This is a genomic window from Massilia sp. H6 (genome assembly GCF_024802625.1).
Classification (GTDB): domain Bacteria; phylum Pseudomonadota; class Gammaproteobacteria; order Burkholderiales; family Burkholderiaceae_D; genus Telluria.
Genome location: NZ_CP103371.1, coordinates 208,144 through 226,659, shown reverse-complemented (window position 1 = coordinate 226,659; position 18,516 = coordinate 208,144). Strand labels below are relative to the sequence as shown.

Below are 18,516 nucleotides of genomic sequence, written 5' to 3'. Positions count from 1 at the left end.
CCATGGAACAGCTGCTGCCCTATTATGAAAGCGAGCTGACTTTCCTGCGCCGCAACCTGCGCGAATTCGCCGAGCGCTATCCGCGCATTGCGGGGCGCCTCTTGATGAGCGGCGAGGTCTGCGAAGACCCGCACACCGAGCGCATGATCGAATCGTTCGCGCTGCTCAATGCGCGCATCGCGCGGCGCCTCGACGACGACTATCCAGAATTCACCGAAGCATTGTTCGAGGTACTGTATCCGCATTACCTGCGCCCCTTCCCCTCGTGTTCGATCGCGCGCTTCGATATCAGTAGCGCGGCAAAGCTGGGCGACGCCGGCATGATCGCGCGCGGCACCCAGTTCACCACGCGGCCGGTACGCGGCGCCGCCTGCATCTTCCGCACCGTCTACCCGGTCGTCGTGGCGCCGGTCGCGCTCACTGACGCCAGCTTCTCCGCCGTCATCGATGCGCCCGAGGCCGTACGCTTGCCGGGGACGGCGTCGTCCTGCATCAGCCTGGCCCTGGCCTGCACCGCCGCACAGGGTTCGCTGGCCGGGTTGGCGCTGCCCAGCCTGCGGGTCTTCATCGATGGCGAACCGTCGTTCTGCGCCGCCTTGCGCGACGCGCTGTTCATGCGCACGGTCAGCGCCTACGTCGAAGCCGGGACCAGCGCACGCTGGACGGCGCTGCCGGTGCCGGTGCGCCCCAGCGGTTTCGGCGAGGACGAAGCGCTGATCGATTTCCCGGCGCGCTCGCATGCCGCCTACCGGCTGCTCACCGAATACTTCTGCTTTCCCGAAAAATTCAACTTCTTCGACATCGACCTGGCGGCGCTGGCCGCGGCCGCGCCGCCGGGGACGCGCACGCTCACGCTGCACCTGGCACTGTCAGGCCTGCGGTCGGACTCGAATACGGCGCGCATGCTCGGCACCCTGTCCACCAACAATGTCTTGCTGGGCTGCACACCGGTGATCAACCTGTTCCGCCAGTGCGGCGAGCCGATCAGGGTGACGCATACCAGCACCAGCTATCCGGTAGTGGCCGATGCACGCCGCCCCTTTGCCTACGAGGTATATGCAATCGAGTCGCTCAGCCTGGTACGCCAGACGCCGCAGGGCGAGACGCTGGTGCAGTTTCGTCCCTTCTATTCGCTGCGCCACGCGCAGACGCCGGAAGACGCGGGCCATTATTACGCCGTGCGGCGCGACGAATCGCTGGCCGAGCACAGTCCCGGCTTCGAGACCCAGGTGTCGATCGTCGACATCGATTTCGACCCGGCCGAGGTCGAAACCGACACGCTCAATATCGAACTGACCTGCACCAACCGCGACCTGCCAGCGACCTTGAGCTATGGCCAGGCCGGCGGCGATCTGTTTTTCGAAGGCGGCTCCGGCGAGCGCTCGATCGCCCTGCTGCGCAAACCGACGGCCTCGTACCGCTTTGCCAGCGGGCGCGGTGCGCACTGGCGCCTGATCTCGCACCTGGCCCTGAACCATCTGTCGCTGGCCGACGGCGGGGTCGAGGCCTTTCGCGAAATGCTGGCGCTGTACGATCTGCCGCGCTCGCCCTCTTCGCAGCGCCAGATCGGCGGCATCAAGGCGATTTCCCAGCGCCCGGCGACCACCTGGCTCGCTGGCAATCCATTCACCTGCCTGGTGCGCGGGGTCGAAGTACGCCTGAGCATCGACGAGGAAGCCTTCGTGGGCAGCGGCATCCACGCGTTCGCCCAGATTGTCGAGCGCTTCCTCGCCCTTTATGTGCATGCCAACAGCTTCACCCAGCTGGTAATCGTGTCGAACAAAACCGGAGAAGCATTATTGACATGCCAGCCCCGCAGCGGCGATTTGAGCCTGCTGTAATCGACCGCCTGTTCCACGAGCCCTACCGCTTCGAGTATTTCCAGGCGGTGCGCATGCTCGAATTGTGGGCGCGCCGGCGCGGCTTGCCGCGCAAGCAATGGGTGGCCACTTTCCTGCGTTTCCAGAATTCGCTCTCGCTCGGCTTTCCGGCCAGCCAGGTTGAGGCGATCCACCCCGAGCCGCGCCAGATCGAGGCCACGGCTGCGGCACTTGGTGCGGCCTTGAAAGACGGCAGCCTGAAATACATTCGCCTGACGCCATCGTTCATGGGACTGCTCGGTGGGCAGGGCGTGCTGCCGCTGCATTACACCGAGCGCATCGCCGAACACCAGTGGCAAGAAAAAGACGAAGGCGCGCGCGCCTTCCTCGATACCTTCTCCAATCGCTCGCTGGCGCTGTTCTACGAAGCCTGGCGCAAGTACCGGCTGGCGCTGCAATACCAGCTCGATGGCCAGGACCGTTTCCTGCCGCTGCTGCTCAGCCTGGCCGGACTGGGCGACCCGGCGCTGCGGCGGCGCCTGGCAAATAGCGAAGACGGCGCGGTGCTGGACGAATCGATCGGGTATTTCGCAGCCTCGATCCGGCACCGTCCCGCCTCGAGCGTCCAGTTGGCGCGGGTGCTGTCGGAATACTTTGGCCAGCAGGTGGTGGCCGAGCAATTCGTCGGCTGCTGGTACGATGTGCCGCCCGGCCAGCAGACTATCCTGGGCAGCGACCATGCGGTGCTTGGGGTCGGGACCATTGCCGGCGCGCGCGTCTGGCAGCGCGACCTGCGGCTGCGGCTGGTAGTGGGGCCGCTCGACCGCGCAGGATTCAACCAATTTTTGCCGGGTGGACAAGCCGCACGGGCCTTGAAAAGCCTGCTGTCGATGTTCACCGGCGTCTGTCTCGAATACGAAGTGGAGCTGGTACTGCTGGCGGCGGGCGTGCGCAACGTCCGGCTGGCCGGCGATGAAGGCCGGCTCGGCTGGGACGCCTATCTGGTGCAAGACCTGCAGACCCAAGACCGGCGCGACGTGCGCTACGAACTGCACGCCCTGTAGAGCTTGCTAAGGGCGCAATGCGCGTTCCAGGTCGACGCGCAGCATATAAATTGTCGGCGTCAGGCCGCGCTCGCCCGGGGTATAGAAGATGCCGGGCAACACGCCGTCTTCTTCGAGTTGCGGCAGCAAGTCCTGCACCAGGTCGTCGAGCGGGAACGATAGCGGCTCATAGCCATCCCATTCGAACTCCGCGCACAGGTCGGCGAACTGGCTCGCCGGCCACATGGCGAACACCAGGCTGCCGTCATCGGTCTTGGCCAGCGCCCAGCCGTCGCGGTACAGTCCCCACACTTCGCCGGTCTCGGCCACCTGGCGCAAGAAATGCGCATAGCGCTGGGGCGCGCTCAGGGTGACCACATCGGCCAGTCGTTGCGCGTCGAGCTTGATTGCTGAAAGTGCTTGCTCGCTCAAGATATCCACCGTAATGCGTCACTGGGGCCATGGCAATAGGTACATGCCGTCGGCATCAGAATACGCCAGTTCGCGCTGCGGCGGCGCGGGCAGTGCGTGCCGTGCCGCATGCACATCGACCACGTGTGATTGCTAGCGTTCGCTGCCGGCGCTGAGCCGGATCGACCTGGCGTGTCATGGAACTGTTATCGAATCGTCACAATGTGGTCATTTTCGCTCTCTACCATGCGTGGACTTCCGCTACTCTCGACAGGATCACCGTGAACAAGCTGCCCGACCACATCCGCGCTGCGCGCGAGCATGACGATATCGACACCAATCTTTCGTCGAATCAACATTTTAGCAGCGTGCTGGATGCGCGCCTTAGCCGGCGCAGCCTGCTTCGTGGCGGCGCCGCTTCGGCCGCGACCGCAATGCTCGGCGCCCTGGGATTGGGCGGCTGCGGCGGTTCCGGCGACGATGTCCCGGTCACCGGGACCCCGCCGGTGGTGGGCACGCTCCCGGGCGACAAGCTGCTCGGCTTTACCGCGGTATCCAAGAGTCTGATCGACGCGGTCGTGGTTCCGGCCGGCTACACGGCCAGCGTCCTGTATGCAATGGGCGATCCGCTGACCGCGTCCACCCCGGCGTTCAAGAACGACGGCACCGATCTCGATCACGAAAATCGGGCCGGCGACCAGCACGACGGCATGGAGTTCTTCCCCCTGTCCGGGCTTGGCACCGCCTCCACCAGCGTCAATGACCGCGGCCTGCTGGCAATGAACCATGAAGCCACCATCGACGAGAAATTGTCCGCCTTTTTTTTGCATCCGAATGGCGGCACCATGAGCCTGCCGCGTCCAGCATCCGAGGTGGACAAGGAGATGGCGCTGCATGGCCTGTCGGTAGTCGAAGTGCGCCGCAGCGGGTCTGAATGGAAAACCCTGCAGGATTCGCCTTCCAACCGCCGCGTGCACCAGCAGACCGAGATCGAGATCGCGGGGCCAGTGCGCGGCAATGCGCTGGTGGTGACCAAGTATTCGACCAAGGGCACGACTATCCGCGGCACCCTGAACAACTGTGGCACCGGCCGGACGCCGTGGAATACCTACCTGTCGGGCGAAGAGAACTGGTCGGGCTATTTCACCCGCGGCGCGAGCGACGATGCCGCGCGCGCCGACAAGAGCGTGGTCTCGCTCAAGCGCTATGGGCGCGCCGCCGGCGCAGCGTCGCGCCACGGCTGGGAGAGCGGCGGCGTGGACGACAAGTATGCACGCTGGAACCTGGACAAGAAGGGCGCGTCGGCAGACGGCAGCGATGACTATCGCCACGAGATGAACGGCATGGGATATATCGTCGAGATGGACCCTTACGACAAGACCCGCGCCATCAAGAAGCGCACCGCGCTGGGCCGCTATGCGCACGAGAGCGCGGCCTTCGGAAAAGTGCTCGCTGGCCAGCCGCTGGCCGTGTACATGGGCGATGATTCGCGCAACGAATACATCTTCAAGTATGTATCGAACGCGCCCTGGGTCGCCGCCGATGCGACTGCTCCGGACCGTATCGCCACCGGCGACAAATACCTCGACAGCGGCAAGCTGTACGTGGCCCGGTTCCTGGCCGATGGTACCGGACAGTGGATCGAGCTGTCGATCGCCAACCCCTCCATCGCCAACTTTGCCGTCTACCCGTTCGCAGACCAGGCCGACGTGCTGGTCAACGCCAGGCTGGCCGGCGACGCCGTGGGTGCCACCAGAATGGACCGTCCGGAATGGTGCGCGGTGAACCCGGTCAACGGCGAGATTTATTTCACGCTGACCAACAACAGCAACCGCCGCGTCGAACCGAGCGGTGCAAGCCAGGCCGCGCCGGATGCGGCCAACCCGCGGGTGTATACCGACATGAAGGGCACCACTGCGCAAATCGGCAATCCCAACGGCCACATCATCCGCGTGCGCGAAGGCGCTGCCGGTTCGGCAGCCACCAGCTTTCGTTGGGACGTCTATCTGTTTGGCGCCGAAGCTGCCGCCGCCGCGACGGTCAATCTGTCGGGCCTCTCGGCTGACCAGGATTTCTCCAGCCCGGACGGCCTAGCCTTCAGCGCCGCTACCGGCATCTGCTGGTTCCAGACCGACGATGGCGCCTATACCGATGTTACCAACTGCATGATGCTGGCCGGCGTACCGGGCCAGGTTGGCGACGGCAAAAAAATCACCTTGAGCCATCCGCGCGCTGACGGAACCACCCTGAATGTGGACACCTATCTCGGCCTGGCCGCTACGCCCGATACGCTCAAACGCTTCCTGGTCGGCCCGGTCAACTCGGAAATTACCGGTATCGCCGAAACTCCGGATGGCAAGGCGTTGTTCGTCAATATCCAGCACCCGGGCGAGAATACGTCCGCCGCCCACATCGGCGATCCGAATAAATACACCAGCCAGTGGCCGTCGAATGCCGGCTATGGCGCCGGCAAGCGCCCACGCTCGGCAACCATCGTCATTACCAAAAACGACGGGGGCCGTATCGGAACCTGATTGGTGCGTCGCAGTTTTCCGTCCACCCGCGACCTGCGTAGCGCACGGCGTTGGCGGAGCCTGGTTATACTCGTTTTTTTACCTTCCTTGCCGGAATCTAATCATGCGCCCCAACCTGCTGGCAATGCTGAACATCCTCCACCCCATCATCCAGGCCCCGATGGCGGGCGTCTCGACCCCGGCCCTGGCGGCCGCAGTCTCGGAAGCGGGCGCTCTCGGCTCGATCGCGGTGGGAACCAGCACGCCGCAGCAGGCGCGGGCGGCCATTGCCGCCGTGCGCCAACACACCGGCCGGCCGTTCAACGTCAATGTGTTCACCCATGCGCCGGCCTGCAGCGACCCGGCGCGCGAAGCGGCCTGGCTGGACTGGCTGCGCCCGCATTTCGCCCGCTTCGGCGCCGAGCCGCCGGCCGCCTTGAGCGAGATCTACCGCAGCTTCCTGGCCGACGACGCCATGTTCGAACTGCTGCTGAGCGAGCGTCCCGCCGTGGTCAGCTTTCATTTCGGCCTGCCGGCGCAGGTACATATCGATGCGCTGAAGGCAGCCGGGATCGTGCTGTTCACCACCGCGACTTCGCTGCAGGAAGCGCTGCAGAGCGAGGCGGCCGGCATCGACGTGATCGTCGCCCAGGGCATCGAGGCCGGCGGCCACCGCGGCATGTTCGATCCTTGCGCGCCGGATGCGGCGCTGCCCACCTTCGCGCTGCTGCGGCAGCTCTCTGGCAAAGTGAAGCTGCCGTTGGTGGCCGCTGGCGGCATCATGGACGGCCAGGCCATCCGCCGCGCGCTCGAGCACGGTGCCAGCGCGGTGCAGATGGGCAGCGCCTTCATTGCCTGCCCGGAATCGTCGGCGCCGCCGCACCACCGCGCCCTGATTGCACAGGGCGCCGCGCTGCACACCGAGCTTACGTCCGTCATTTCCGGGCGCCCCGCGCGCGGCATCGTCAACCGCCTGTTCCTCGATGCCGGTGCGCCCGGCCATCCACCCCTGCCAGACTACCCGATTGCCTACGACGCCGCCAAGGCGCTGCATGCCGCGGCTTCCAGCCAGGGCTGCCAGGATTATTCCGTCAACTGGGGCGGGACCGGCTTCGCGCAGGCGCGCAGCCTGCCAGCGCGTGAACTGGTCGCGGTTCTGGTCGAGGAAATGAAGCAAACTGCCTAGCCAGGCGCCGTTGCCCGCTCGAAGCGTGCGACGGCCTTAATACTGCGCAACAACACCTAACGGAGAATCACCATGAAAGCGATAGCGTATATACAGCATGGCCTGCCCATCAGCGACCCCGCCGCCCTGCAGGAAATCGATTTGCCGATGCCGCTGCCCGGCGCCCACGACCTGCTGGTGGAAGTGCGGGCGGTGTCGGTCAATCCGGTGGACACCAAGATCCGCCTGGGCGTGCCGCTTGCCGATCCGAGCGAGCCGCGTGTGCTGGGCTGGGACGCGAGCGGCATCGTGCGCGCGGTGGGCTCCGGGGTGACGCTGTTCGCGCCAGGCGACGAGGTGTTCTATGCCGGCTCGCTGCTGCGCCCGGGCTCGAACAGCGAGTTCCAGCTGGTGGACGAACGCATCGTGGGCCGCAAGCCAACCACGCTCGACTTCGCCCAGGCAGCCGCCCTGCCGCTGACCTCGATTACCGCATGGGAGCTGCTGTTCGACCGCCTGAAAATCCAGGAGGGCGGCGGCGCCGGCAAGTCGCTGCTGGTCATTGGCGCGGCCGGCGGTGTCGGTTCGATTTTGGTCCAGCTGGCCCGCAAGCTCACCGGTTTGAACGTGATCGGCACCGCGTCGCGCGAGCAGACCCGCGACTGGGTGCGCACGGCCGGCGCCCATCACGTGATCGACCACACCCAGCCGCTGCGCGAGCAGCTCGAGCTGCTGCATATCCCGGCGGTGGACATCGTCATCAGCCTCACCCACACCGACCAGCACTACGCGGCCATCGTCGACGTCCTGGCGCCGCAGGGGCAACTGGCGCTGATCGACGATCCGGCCACGCTCGATGCCGTGCCGCTCAAGCGCAAGTCGATCTCGCTGCACTGGGAACTGATGTTCACGCGCTCGATGTTCGGCACTGCCGACATGATCCAGCAGCACGCGCTCCTGAACCGCGTGGCGCAGATGGTCGACGACGGCAGCCTGCGCACCACCCTGGGCCAGCACTACGGCCGTATCTCTGCCGACAACCTGCGCCGCGCGCACGCGCACATCGAGAGCGGCCGCGCAGTCGGCAAGATCGTGCTCGAACATTTCTGACACAGCGCTTGCGGCAGCCGCGCCCTGCCGCAAGCGCTCAGGTTGACGGTCGTTCGAGCTGGCGCCTGGCCGCCCTGGCCAAGGCCTTCACGCGCTGCGTGTTGATACGGTCGACCAGCTCGGCCAGCGCGGGACTGGACACGTCCAGGCAGGCCGCCAGCAGCAAGGCAGGTAAATACTTGTCGTGCATGGTGTCTCCGGAAGTATCTAGCCTAGTCTTCCGAGCCGCCCTGCTCCGGTCCATGTGGGCCGCATGGAAGCCGCTTTTCCATGAACACCGAGCGCAACTCGACTCCACTGCGGTGCGGGTAGATTTCTTCGCGCAGCGCGCTGAAACCGGCGCGCTGGTAGAACGGCACCGCATTGAGCGAGGCTGACAGGAACAGCCGCTCGATGCCGCGTTCGATCGCCATCGCTTCGAGCGCCGTCAGCAGCCGCAGGGCAATGCCGCTTCCCTGCCAGCCGGGGTCGACAAACACCGCATCGACCTCGCCGCTGTCCAGGTCCAGGATGGCGTAGCCGAGCATGCAGCTGTCTTCTTGCGCCACCAGCGCACCACCCGCGTTCACCAACCCCAGGAGCGAGTCCGGCGCCGGACTGGCGCACCAGGTGTCGATGACGGCGGCCGGATAATGCGACGCGCACGACGCACGCACGGCGCGCGTGCGCAGTGCCCACATAGTGTCAAGGTCGGCCTGGGTGGCCGGGCGCTGGTTCGGCATGGCGGTTGGATCACGGTGCAAGAGCGCCCAGCTTAGCCGATCCGGCAGCCGTGCGCTCATCGGCGGCGGCTGGCAGGATAATCGCCGCAGCCCAACCCGCAGCCCCTTCTACCTGGCCCAACCCATGCTTCGACGACGCTTTCTGGCAGCCATTGCCGCGCTTACGATGGCACTCACATGCAGTGGTCATGCCGCGGCCAAAGGCGATGAGGACCTGTGGCAGCGCCTGCAGGCTGGCGGCCATGTTCTGCTGATCCGGCATGCCGCCACCATTCCGGGCATTGGCGATCCGCCCGGTTTCCGGCTCGCCGCCTGCAGCACCCAGCGCAACCTGTCGGCAGCGGGCAAGGCCGATGCGCGCGCGATCGGCGCGGCCTGGCGCCAGCGCGGCATTGCGCTCGGGCCGGTGTGGTCGAGCCGCTGGTGCCGCTGCCTCGACACCGCCCAACTTGCCTTCGGCCGGGTGGAACCCGCCCCGATGCTCGATTCCATGTTCACCGACGGCGAGGCCGCCGCCCGCGCCAAGCTGCGGGAAACCCTGGCCCAGGTCGGTGCCTACACCGGCCAGGGCAACCTGGTGCTGGTCACGCATGACGTCAACATCCGCGCGCTGGCGGGCGTATCGGTGGCGCAGGGCGAGATCGTGGTGGCCCGCGCCGGCCAGGGAAAGCTGCACGTCGTCGGTCGCCTGCGCGCCCCTGTCGCTGAAAACTGACGCCGCCACGGTCCACCCCGGCGTAGAATCGGCTGTCCGTTCCATCACTGGAGTGTGCCCATGAAACGCTGGTCCCTGCTGGCCACATTGGTGGCCACCACCGCCTCCGCCCACCACGGCTGGAGCGAATACAACGCCGACAAGCCGCTGACGCTGGCCGGTACCATCGCCGAATCCGGCTACATGCAACCGCACGGCTACGTCCGCCTCAAGACGCCGGAAAAGACCTGGCTGGTCGTGCTGGCGCCGCCAAGCCGCATGGAAAACCGCGGCTTGCCCAAATCTAACCTGGCGGTCGGCACCCAGGCCACGGTAGTGGGCTATGCCCACCGCAGCAAGGCCGATGAGCTGCGCGCCGAACGCATCACGATCAAGGACGCCACCACGGAGCTGCGCTGACCGCGCCGGGCGTGCTGAACGAAGCGGCTACCTGGGCCGCGTCCCTGCCGCTGGCGCTGGTCTTGCGCGAGCATGCCTGGCTGTACCCGATCGTCGAGACGCTCCACATCCTTGGCTTTGCCGTGCTGGTGGGGGCGGTGGCGATGTTCGACCTGCGCGTGCTCGGCTTCGGGCGCCAGCTTCCCGTCACAGCACTGGCGCGCCACCTGTTGCCGTGGTCGGCCGGCAGCATGCTGCTGGTCCTTCCTAGCGGGCTGCTGTTGTTCATCGTCGATCCGCTGGCGTTGCTGGCCAATAGCGCATTCGTGCTCAAGCTCGGCCTGATCCTGCTGGCCGGCCTGAACGCGCTGGCCTTTCATGCCGGGCCTTACCGGCAGGCCGACGCCTGGCCCAGGCGCGCCCCGCCGCGGGCGCTGCTGCACGCGATGCTGTCGCTGGGCTTGTGGATCGGCGTGATCGCGTCCGGGCGGCTGATCGCCTACGTTTGAGCCTGGACTGGATCCCCGGCCGCTGGCCGGCGCGGTTGCCAAGGCGCGTGCGCCGCACTATGCTGGCTGGACCATGTGCGTCAACTACCACACCCCCACCCGCGAGCAGTTCGGCACGCTCGGCGCCTTCAGCGACTTGCCAGCCGATTTGCCAGCCGATTGGCACTGGCCCAAAGAAGTCTGGAAAGACTACCTTGCCCCGATCATCCGCCGTAGCAGCGATGGCCGGCTCGAACCCTGCCTCGCCAGCTACGGCATGGTGCCGCGCCGGCACATCCCGGCCGGCGTCAAGCCCTTCGACACCATGAATGCGCGCGCCGAATCGCTGGGCGAGCGGCGCTCGTTCGCGCCCGCCTGGCGCCGGCTGCAGCTGTGCGCCGTGCCGATGGCCTGGTTCTACGAACCCTGCTACGAAAGCGGCCGCGCGCAGCGCCATGCGATCGGGATGCAAGACGACAGCCTGTTTTTCGTGGCGGGCTTGTGGCGCGAGTGGAGTGAAGCCGACGGCAGCCTGGCTTCGTCGTTTACCCAGATCACGATCAATGCCGACGACCACCCGCTGATGTCGCGCATGCACAAGCCGGGCGACGAAAAGCGCTCGCTGGTGGTGATCGCCCCAAGCGAAGTCGGGGACTGGCTGGCCTGCCGCGACATCGAGGTGGCGCGCAGCTTCCTGCGGCCGTATCCGGCCGCGCGCATGAAAGACTGGCCGGCGCCGCAGACGGTGCGCAAGGCACCGGAGTCGCCCAACCTGTCCTTGTTCTGATGCGGGCATGCTACAGTTCGCGCCATGCCCAGACGCCTCGCCACCTTCGCCCTCGCCCTCGCCTGCACGCTCGCCAGCGCCGCCCAGGCTGCCGTTCCGCTGTACGGCTTCGTGGTCAAGAACAGCTACCCGCACGACCAGAAGGCCTTTACACAGGGCCTGTTCTTTCGCGACGGCCACCTGTTCGAAACCACCGGCCGCGCCGGCAGTTCGTCGCTGCGCAAGGTGGAGCTGGGCAGCGGCAAGGTAGTGCAGAAGGCCGACTTGCCGGCCGATGTCTTCGGCGAAGGCTCGACGCCGGTCGGCGGCGACATCGTGGCGCTAACCTGGACGTCGCAGGTCGGCTATGTGTTCGACATGAAGACCTTCAAGCTCAAACACACTTTCAAGTACGCGGGCGAAGGCTGGGGCCTGGCCAGCGATAGGCGCCAGGTCTACATGAGCGACGGCAGTTCGTTCATCCGCATTCTTGCCCCGGGCAGCTACCAGGAGCTGCGGCGCATCCAGGTCACGCACGAAGGCAGGCCGATCGGCCAGCTCAACGAGCTCGAAATGGTCGACGGCGAACTGTTCGCCAACGTCTGGGGCAGCGACCTGATTGTGCGTATCGACCCGGCCAGCGGCAAGGTTAAAGGCGTGATCGACCTGGAAGGCTTGCTGCCCCCGGTACAGCGCGGCACCGCCGACCCGGACGCCGTTTTGAACGGCATCGCCTGGGACGCCAAGCGCCGGCGGCTGTTCGTCACCGGCAAGCTGTGGCCAAAGGTGTTCGAAATCGAGCTGGTGCCGAAGAACAGGTAATCAGCCGCGGTTGGCGATCCTAGCCGGCCACGTCGATCACCACCTTGCCGAAGTGCGAGGCCGATTCCATGTAGCGGTAAGCTTCTTTCGCCTGGCTGAACGGGAACACACGGTCGATCACCGGCCTGATGCCGGCCACGTCGACAAAGCGCATCACGTCCTCTAGCATGCTGCGGCTGCCCACGAAAATGCCCACCATGCGCTTGGCCGTGGCCAGCAGCGATGCCGGATTGACTTCGCCGCCGAAGCCGCTGACCCCGCCAATGATCGCCACCGTCCCCCCCATGGCCGCCGCCGACACCGAGTGGTTGACCGTGCCCTTGCCGCCCACCTCCAGCACGACATTGGCGCCCTTGCCCTGCGTGATGGCCAATACTTCTTCGTGCCACTCCAGGATCTCCTGGTAGTTGATCGTGTGGTGCGCGCCAAGTTCGCGGGCGCGCTGCAGCTTGTCGTTGCTGGACGAGGTAATAATGGTGCGCAGGCCGGCCGCCTTGGCCAGCTGCAGGCCCAGCACCGAGACGCCACCGGTCCCCAGCAGCAGCACGGTATCGCCCGGCTTGACGCCGTCGCTGGAGACAAAAATGGCATTCCAGGCTGTCACGCCCGCACACGGCATGGTCGCGGCCTCGCGAAAGCTCAGGCTGGCCGGGATTCTTGCCAGCGCATCTTCGTGCAGCACGACTTCCTCGGCCAGCATGCCGTCGGTGTCACCGCCGAGCGAACGGCGGATTTTTTCAGGCGAGCTCCGGCCGTCGGCCCAGTACGGAAAAAACGAGCCCGCCACGCGGTCGCCCACCTGCACGCGGGTAACGCCCGGGCCGGTGGCCAGCACTTCGCCGGCGCCGTCCGAGCACGGAATGATCGGGTCGTCCACCGTCACCAGATAGTTACCGCTGGCGACCATCAGGTCGCGGTAATTCAGCGACACCGCATGCACGCGGATGCGTACCTCGCCCAGCGCCAGGTCGCGCTCAGGGTAATCCACACACTGCAGCCCGTCGATGTTCGCGCCGGGAAGAATCTGGTAAGCCCGCATGGGGTTCTCCTTGCTAGAGTTTTTCGTGGGCTAGTTCGGGTCACGCCGTCCTGGCCACTGGCAGCCGGCAGGCGCCGGACAGCTAGATCATATAGAAAGAAGCTCTGAGATGGCTGCAGCTGCCGGCTGCGGAAAAGCGCGCCAGCCGCACCGGATGTTCGGTATCGTGGACGATGTCGGCATGGATGGCGCCCGGACGCGGAAAGGCCGCGCTTGGCATCCGTCAGCGCCGCCTGTTGTCATGCTTCCTTTGATTAATTTGCTTAGGACATCCCATGCAAGACTGGACCACCACACTTCGGCGCGGGCTCGTCTCCGGCGCTGCTTCCAGCGTTGTCTCGACGGTGGCGCTGGCGATTGTCGGCAAGAAAGAAACCGGCAGCGCCTTCGCGCCCACCAATGCGGTCAGCCATTACGTGCACGGCAACAAGGCAAAGCATCGCGGCGGCCTGTCGATGCGCTATACCGTGCCGGGCTACCTGATCCACCATGCGAGCGCCACCTTCTGGTCGCTCGTCTTTGAAAAAGTGGCAGGGAAATATCTTAACCGTAAGACGCCGGTCGGCATCCTGACCGCCTCGGCGGCTACCTCGGCCTTTGCCGCCTTTGCCGACTACAAGCTCACGCCCAAGCGCCTGCAGCCGGGCTATGAGAAGCATATTTCCACGCCTGGCCTGGCGATCGTGTATGCCGCGCTGGCACTGGGACTGGCTGCGGGCACTGCCCTGACCCGCCCGGACGCGCCGCCGCCCGACTGAAACAAAAAAACGCGCCGTCCGGAGCCGGAGGCGCGTTTTTGCCCGAAGCCGGCGTATCAGTGCGCGTCGGCCTTCTTGCCGCGCATGCGCTGCACCAGGGTCACGACCATCAGCACCACGGCGCCGACGATGAGGCCGGCAATCGCATCGACCAGGGTCGGCGTGATCGCCGCCAGTACGCCGCCCACGCCGGGTACGCCCGCCGTAATGCCGGCCGCGTCTTGCGAGAGATGGTGCAGTAGCGGCCAGGCGTGGGTAATGATGCCGCCGCCAACCATGAACATGGCCGCGGTGCCGACCACCGACAGAAATTTCATCAGGCGCGGCGCGGTGGCCAGCAACAGCTTGCCGGTGTTGCGCGCCAGACCGCCGGCCTTCTTGCTCAGGTGAAGGCCGGCATCGTCCATCTTGACGATGGCCGCCACCAGGCCGTATACGCCGATCGTTATTCCGAGCGCAATGGTGACAAGCACCATGACTTTCTGGCTGAACGGCGCGGCTTCGACGGTACCCAGGGCAATCACGATGATTTCCGCCGACAAGATAAAGTCGGTGCGGATCGCGCCCTTGATCTTGTCTTTTTCCAGTGCGACCATGTCGACTTCCGGATTGACCAGCGCCGCGCTCAGCTCGGCCTTGTGCGCGACGTGTTCTTCCTTGTGCAGAAATTTATGGGCCAGCTTCTCGGCACCCTCGAAGCACAGGTAGGTGCCGCCGATCACCAGCAGCGGGGTAATCAGCCAGGGAATGAAGAGCGAAATGGCCAGTCCGGCCGGCACCAGGATGGCCTTGTTCTTGAACGAACCCTTGGCAACCTCCCATACAACCGGAATTTCACGCTCGGCCTTTACACCGGTCACTTGCTCGGCATTGAGCGCGAGGTCGTCGCCCAGCACGCCGGCGGTTTTCTTTGCCGCGACCTTGCTCATGACCGCTACATCGTCGAGAACGGTTGCTATATCGTCCAGTAATAACAGCAGACTGCCAGCCATCGGTTGCTCCAATCGTGTCAAGTTTGCATCATCTTACCCGAGGCAAGAATTGCAGTCACACTGTTCAGCGCGGCTTTCTGCGTTCCAGTCGCGTAAATCCGCATCTCGTCGCTTTTGGCGGGCGTTGCCACGGCGGCGACCGTATAGTGCACATTGTCGGCTGCGGTACTGCAGCCTCGCCACCGAAGGAGATGCCATGACTACCGAACCGATCCTGCAAGCCGCACCCGTACGCCGCGTGCGGCCACCCAAGCGTAAGACCCGCATCACGATCTACCTCGACGACGAAGTGTTGAACGAATTCCGCAACCTGTCCGAGCGCTGCGGTACCGGCTACCAGACGCTGATCAACGCCGCCCTGCGCCACCGCCTGGCCGCACCTGCCGGCGAAACCGGACTCGCCTGAATTCGCCTCCCGGGAGCGAGATTACATGTAGCAATATTTATGCTAATCTTCCCGCTCTTTTAACCCCGGAGAGACTTATGAAAAAAGGCGAACTGATCGCGGAATTCGCGAAGCGCACCGAGATGTCTGGCGCTGCCGCCAATAGCGCCGTGAACACGATCCTCGAGATCATCACCGAGCGCCTGAAGAAGGGTGACACCGTCGGCATCACCGGCTTCGGCACTTTCTCGGTCACCAAGCGCGCTGCGCGCAAGGGCCGCAATCCGGCCACCGGCGACGTCATCAAGATTGCTGCATCGAAGTCCCCACGCTTTGCCGCCGGCGCTACCCTCAAGGCTGCCGTCAATCCAAAGAAGAAGTAAGGCAGTACCCAGAGCTCGCGTTGCGCTCCGCCACCGGAGCGCGCGCTAGCCGCTCGTCGCGTCCCTCCATTTCCCTATTCCTCTCCCCTGCTGCATGAGCTTCGCCACCTGGATCGCCTTTGTCATCGCCGGCACCCTGATCGCCGTTTCGCCCGGTTCCGGCGCCGTGCTGTCGATGTCGCACGGACTGGCCTATGGCCTGAAAAAAGCCAGCGCCACCGTGCTCGGCCTGCAGGTCGGCCTGGTCCTGGTGCTGGTTATCGCTGGCGCCGGCGTCGGTTCGCTGCTGCTGGCGTCCTCGCTGGCGTTTACCATCGTCAAGACCATCGGCGCGCTGTACCTGATCTGGCTGGGCATCCAGTCCTGGCGCGCCAAGGCCGAAACGACCTCGGTCGACACCGTTGGACTGGCCGCGCACCCGAGCTTCAGCAAGCGCGTCATGACTGGTTTCCTGACCAATTCGACCAACCCGAAAGGCATTATTTTCATGGTCGCCGTGCTGCCGCAATTTATCTCCAAGGAGGCGCCGCTGCTGCCGCAGCTGGCGATCCTGGGCATCACGATGGTGACCATCGACTCGATCGTCATGCATGGCTATGCCGCGATGGCATCGATGATGCAGCGCTACTTCCGCGATGCCCGCGCCGTCAAGCTGCAGAACCGCGTCTTCGGGGCCGTGCTGGTGATCATGGGTTCGCTGCTATTTCTGGTCGAGCCGGGCCGCCGCGCCGCCTGAGTGCCCAGCGCATCGTACTTCCCGGCGTCGCCACAACCCAGCAGTTGCAACTTTGTGTAAGTACCCTGGTCGCTACGCGCGCTCGTGCGTTGTAATCTGGTAGCCGCACTTCGTCCACGCCTTTTGCACACTGCCCGCCGGAGCACACCATGAATAACCGATTCGCCAAGACTGCCGTGATGCTTGCGCTCACGGCGCTATCGACTACCGCGCTGGCACAGGGCAGGCTGCTCGAGACCGAGCCGCCCGGCCGCGTCGGGCGCGTGGCGCTGGCACAGGGCAAGGTCAGCATCAGTAGCGGCGTGGGCGATACCGCAACCGCGGCGCTGGTCAACTGGCCGGTCACCACCCGCAACCTGATTACCACCGAACCGAACGGCCGCGCCGAGGTGCGGATCGGCTCGACCGCGATCCGCGTCGATGGCGACAGCTCGCTCGAAGTCACTGAACTCGACGACGACAGCCTGCGCCTGCGCCTGCACTACGGCAGCGCCAGCGTTCGCATTCTGAGCGAAGACGTGCTGCCCGAATTCGAGCTGGTCACCCCGCATGCGCAGGTGCGCATGCGCCAGCCCGGCCGCCTGCGGGTGGATGCCGAGCGCGTGCGCGACACCAGCGTGGTGAGCGTATTTGATGGCGCGGCCCAGGTCACGGGTGGCGGCGCCAGCCTGACGGTGCGCGCCGGCCGCAGCGCCGAACTGCGCGACGACGATGTGCGCACCCTGCAGGCCCAGCGCGACGACTTCGACGACTGGTCGCTGGCACGCGACAGGGCGGTCGACGGCGCGCGCTCGGCACGCTACGTCAGCACCGACATGACAGGCTACGAAGAACTCGACCGCCATGGCAGCTGGCACGAAGACGTCGAATACGGCGCGCTATGGACCCCGCGGGTGGCGTCGAGCTGGGTGCCCTACCGCGACGGCCGCTGGACCTGGATCGCCCCCTGGGGCTGGACCTGGGTCGACAACGCGTCTTGGGGCTATGCGCCCTTCCATTATGGCCGCTGGGTGCAGGTCAGGAACCGCTGGGCCTGGGCCCCGGGCCACGTCGGCCGCCGTCCGGTCTGGGCGCCGGCGCTGGTCGGCTGGGTTGGCAGCGGCTGGAGTGCCAGCTTCAGTACGCACGGCTCGCGACCGGCCACGGGCTGGTATCCGCTCGGCCCGCACGACTACTTCGTGCCCGGCTACCGCCTGTCTGACGAGCGCCTGCGCCGGCTCAATGACTGGCGCGAGCGCGATGGCTGGCGTCGTGACCGTCACCATGAGCGCCGTGACCGTGGCGACCGGGCCGGCAGGCCGGATTACCGCCAGCGCGGCCTGACCGTGGTCCCGCAGGCGAATTTCGGCGGGCGCGGACCGGTCGTGGTATCGAACCTGCCGCAGGGAACGCCGTCCCCGCAGGCTGTGCCTGCGACGCCAGGCGTGGCACCGGCCGGGCCGCAGCGCTGGCGTGGCCGCGACCGTGACCGCGACGGCATTCCAGACCGCATCGGCCACGACCGTGACGACGACGGCATGGTCGACCGCGCCGATCGCGACGGCCGCGAGCGCGACCGTTTCGAGCGTCGCCAACGGCCGCCGGTGCTGACGACCGATCCGGCGCCGCAGCCGGTCCAGCCGGGCGTGCTTGTCACCGTGCCGATGCCCTCGGCCGCTGTGGCGGTGCCACCCCGTCCGCCTGCATGGCAGCGTTTCGAGCGCGGCGATGAACGCGATGAACGCACCGGGCGCGAGCGTGGCGAGCGCGGTGATCGGTTCGGGGACCGCCGCGAGCGCCAGCAGCCGGCTGCCATGCCGCACATGCCGGCGCAGCGCCCAATGCCGGTGCAAGCGCAGCCACAGATGCAAGCGCAACCGCAGCCGCAGCCGCAGATGCAAGCGCAAGCGCAGCCACAGCCACAGATGCAAGCGCAGCCGCAGCCGCAGCCCCGCGCCATGCCGGAAGCGCCGCCGCCGCGGCCACTGCCCGAACGTGGCAGGCCGGAAGCGCGCTCGCCAGCCGAGCAGCGTGGCATGCGCGAGGAATAGCGCGGACGGGCAAAGCGGCGCCACCCATCGCATGGTGTACGCCGCCTGTCGCGGCAAACTGCAGTTTGTCGCACTGCGCTCGCGGCACCGGCAGCGTCCTGGTAAAGTGGCCTTACTCGCTCGAGGCAGCAGCGCTGCTCCGAGCGGCCCGAATATCCCGCTATTTCTTCCGGTATTAGAAATAGTTCAGGCCGGCTCCAGCGCCGGCCTCTTTTTTTCCGCTTGTGCAGCCCAATATTG

Annotated in this window: 20 protein-coding genes; 15 read left to right on the top strand and 5 right to left on the bottom strand. The window is 65.9% G+C overall.

The window, feature by feature from the left end; translation table 11 throughout:
* The first annotated feature begins 2 nt into the window (after positions 1-2).
* Together tssF and tssG are read left to right on the top strand one after the other, a co-directional pair.
* Positions 3-1,841, top strand: coding sequence for a type VI secretion system baseplate subunit TssF (gene tssF / locus NRS07_RS01005; protein WP_259210352.1), 1,839 nt, complete (start codon positions 3-5; stop codon positions 1,839-1,841).
* Complete coding sequence (tssG, locus tag NRS07_RS01000) at positions 1,805-2,884, top strand: type VI secretion system baseplate subunit TssG (RefSeq protein ID WP_259210350.1); 1,080 nt, start codon at positions 1,805-1,807, stop codon at positions 2,882-2,884. The genes tssF and tssG overlap by 37 nt, the downstream gene beginning before the upstream one ends.
* A gap of 6 nt (positions 2,885-2,890) precedes the next feature.
* Here tssG and NRS07_RS00995 read toward each other — a convergent pair whose 3' ends face one another.
* The gene (locus NRS07_RS00995; protein ID WP_373889848.1) at positions 2,891-3,295 is read right to left on the bottom strand and encodes a DUF2750 domain-containing protein; all 405 of its coding nucleotides are present in this window, start codon (positions 3,293-3,295) and stop codon (positions 2,891-2,893) included.
* A 260-nt stretch (positions 3,296-3,555) separates the two neighbouring features.
* Here NRS07_RS00995 and NRS07_RS00990 point away from each other — a divergent pair, with 260 nt between their 5' ends.
* The 3 genes from NRS07_RS00990 to NRS07_RS00980 all read left to right on the top strand — a co-directional run bounded on the left by NRS07_RS00990 (position 3,556) and on the right by NRS07_RS00980 (position 8,062).
* The gene (locus NRS07_RS00990; protein ID WP_373889878.1) at positions 3,556-5,808 is read left to right on the top strand and encodes a PhoX family phosphatase; all 2,253 of its coding nucleotides are present in this window, start codon (positions 3,556-3,558) and stop codon (positions 5,806-5,808) included.
* A gap of 103 nt (positions 5,809-5,911) precedes the next feature.
* Positions 5,912-6,973 carry a nitronate monooxygenase family protein gene (locus NRS07_RS00985; protein WP_259210346.1) on the top strand — a complete coding sequence of 354 codons (1,062 nt, stop codon included), beginning with the start codon at positions 5,912-5,914 and terminating at the stop codon, positions 6,971-6,973.
* A 72-nt stretch (positions 6,974-7,045) separates the two neighbouring features.
* Positions 7,046-8,062: a zinc-binding alcohol dehydrogenase family protein gene (locus tag NRS07_RS00980; protein ID WP_259210344.1), complete on the top strand. Its 1,017-nt coding sequence runs from the start codon at positions 7,046-7,048 to the stop codon at positions 8,060-8,062.
* Positions 8,063-8,099: 37 nt separating this feature from the next.
* Here NRS07_RS00980 and NRS07_RS00975 read toward each other — a convergent pair whose 3' ends face one another.
* Both NRS07_RS00975 and NRS07_RS00970 read right to left on the bottom strand, forming a co-directional pair.
* Positions 8,100-8,252, bottom strand: a complete 153-nt coding sequence (locus tag NRS07_RS00975) for a hypothetical protein (RefSeq protein WP_259210343.1) — start codon at positions 8,250-8,252, stop codon at positions 8,100-8,102.
* Between the two features lie 22 nt (positions 8,253-8,274).
* Positions 8,275-8,844 carry a GNAT family N-acetyltransferase gene (locus tag NRS07_RS00970; RefSeq protein WP_259210342.1) on the bottom strand — a complete coding sequence of 190 codons (570 nt, stop codon included), beginning with the start codon at positions 8,842-8,844 and terminating at the stop codon, positions 8,275-8,277.
* A 106-nt stretch (positions 8,845-8,950) separates the two neighbouring features.
* Between NRS07_RS00970 and NRS07_RS00965 the strand changes: the two genes are divergently transcribed.
* From NRS07_RS00965 to NRS07_RS00945, 5 genes are all read left to right on the top strand, one after another.
* Positions 8,951-9,499: a histidine phosphatase family protein gene (locus NRS07_RS00965; protein WP_259210334.1), complete on the top strand. Its 549-nt coding sequence runs from the start codon at positions 8,951-8,953 to the stop codon at positions 9,497-9,499.
* Between the two features lie 60 nt (positions 9,500-9,559).
* A complete protein-coding gene (locus NRS07_RS00960; protein ID WP_259210333.1) occupies positions 9,560-9,898 on the top strand; it encodes a DUF6152 family protein in 339 nt (112 codons plus the stop codon).
* An 11-nt stretch (positions 9,899-9,909) separates the two neighbouring features.
* On the top strand, positions 9,910-10,386 hold the full coding sequence (locus NRS07_RS00955) for a hypothetical protein (RefSeq protein ID WP_259210330.1): 477 nt from the start codon (positions 9,910-9,912) through the stop codon (positions 10,384-10,386).
* Between the two features lie 73 nt (positions 10,387-10,459).
* Positions 10,460-11,152 carry an SOS response-associated peptidase gene (locus tag NRS07_RS00950; RefSeq protein ID WP_259210328.1) on the top strand — a complete coding sequence of 231 codons (693 nt, stop codon included), beginning with the start codon at positions 10,460-10,462 and terminating at the stop codon, positions 11,150-11,152.
* A 24-nt stretch (positions 11,153-11,176) separates the two neighbouring features.
* Positions 11,177-11,953 (top strand): glutaminyl-peptide cyclotransferase, encoded by a 777-nt coding sequence (locus NRS07_RS00945; RefSeq protein ID WP_259210324.1) that lies wholly within the window; start codon positions 11,177-11,179, stop codon positions 11,951-11,953.
* Between the two features lie 19 nt (positions 11,954-11,972).
* Here NRS07_RS00945 and NRS07_RS00940 read toward each other — a convergent pair whose 3' ends face one another.
* Positions 11,973-12,992 carry an NAD(P)-dependent alcohol dehydrogenase gene (locus NRS07_RS00940; protein WP_259210323.1) on the bottom strand — a complete coding sequence of 340 codons (1,020 nt, stop codon included), beginning with the start codon at positions 12,990-12,992 and terminating at the stop codon, positions 11,973-11,975.
* A 275-nt stretch (positions 12,993-13,267) separates the two neighbouring features.
* Between NRS07_RS00940 and NRS07_RS00935 the strand changes: the two genes are divergently transcribed.
* Positions 13,268-13,750, top strand: a complete 483-nt coding sequence (locus tag NRS07_RS00935; RefSeq protein ID WP_259210322.1) for a hypothetical protein — start codon at positions 13,268-13,270, stop codon at positions 13,748-13,750.
* A 56-nt stretch (positions 13,751-13,806) separates the two neighbouring features.
* Here NRS07_RS00935 and NRS07_RS00930 read toward each other — a convergent pair whose 3' ends face one another.
* Positions 13,807-14,742: a DUF808 domain-containing protein gene (locus tag NRS07_RS00930; protein WP_259210320.1), complete on the bottom strand. Its 936-nt coding sequence runs from the start codon at positions 14,740-14,742 to the stop codon at positions 13,807-13,809.
* 196 nt (positions 14,743-14,938) lie between these two features.
* Between NRS07_RS00930 and NRS07_RS00925 the strand changes: the two genes are divergently transcribed.
* From NRS07_RS00925 to NRS07_RS00910, 4 genes are all read left to right on the top strand, one after another.
* The gene (locus NRS07_RS00925) at positions 14,939-15,148 is read left to right on the top strand and encodes a BrnA antitoxin family protein (RefSeq protein ID WP_259210317.1); all 210 of its coding nucleotides are present in this window, start codon (positions 14,939-14,941) and stop codon (positions 15,146-15,148) included.
* A 77-nt stretch (positions 15,149-15,225) separates the two neighbouring features.
* Positions 15,226-15,510 carry an HU family DNA-binding protein gene (locus NRS07_RS00920; RefSeq protein WP_171087140.1) on the top strand — a complete coding sequence of 95 codons (285 nt, stop codon included), beginning with the start codon at positions 15,226-15,228 and terminating at the stop codon, positions 15,508-15,510.
* A gap of 94 nt (positions 15,511-15,604) precedes the next feature.
* A complete protein-coding gene (locus NRS07_RS00915; protein ID WP_259210313.1) occupies positions 15,605-16,246 on the top strand; it encodes a LysE family transporter in 642 nt (213 codons plus the stop codon).
* Between the two features lie 149 nt (positions 16,247-16,395).
* Positions 16,396-18,276, top strand: a complete 1,881-nt coding sequence (locus NRS07_RS00910; RefSeq protein WP_259210310.1) for a DUF6600 domain-containing protein — start codon at positions 16,396-16,398, stop codon at positions 18,274-18,276.
* The last annotated feature ends 240 nt before the right edge of the window (positions 18,277-18,516 follow it).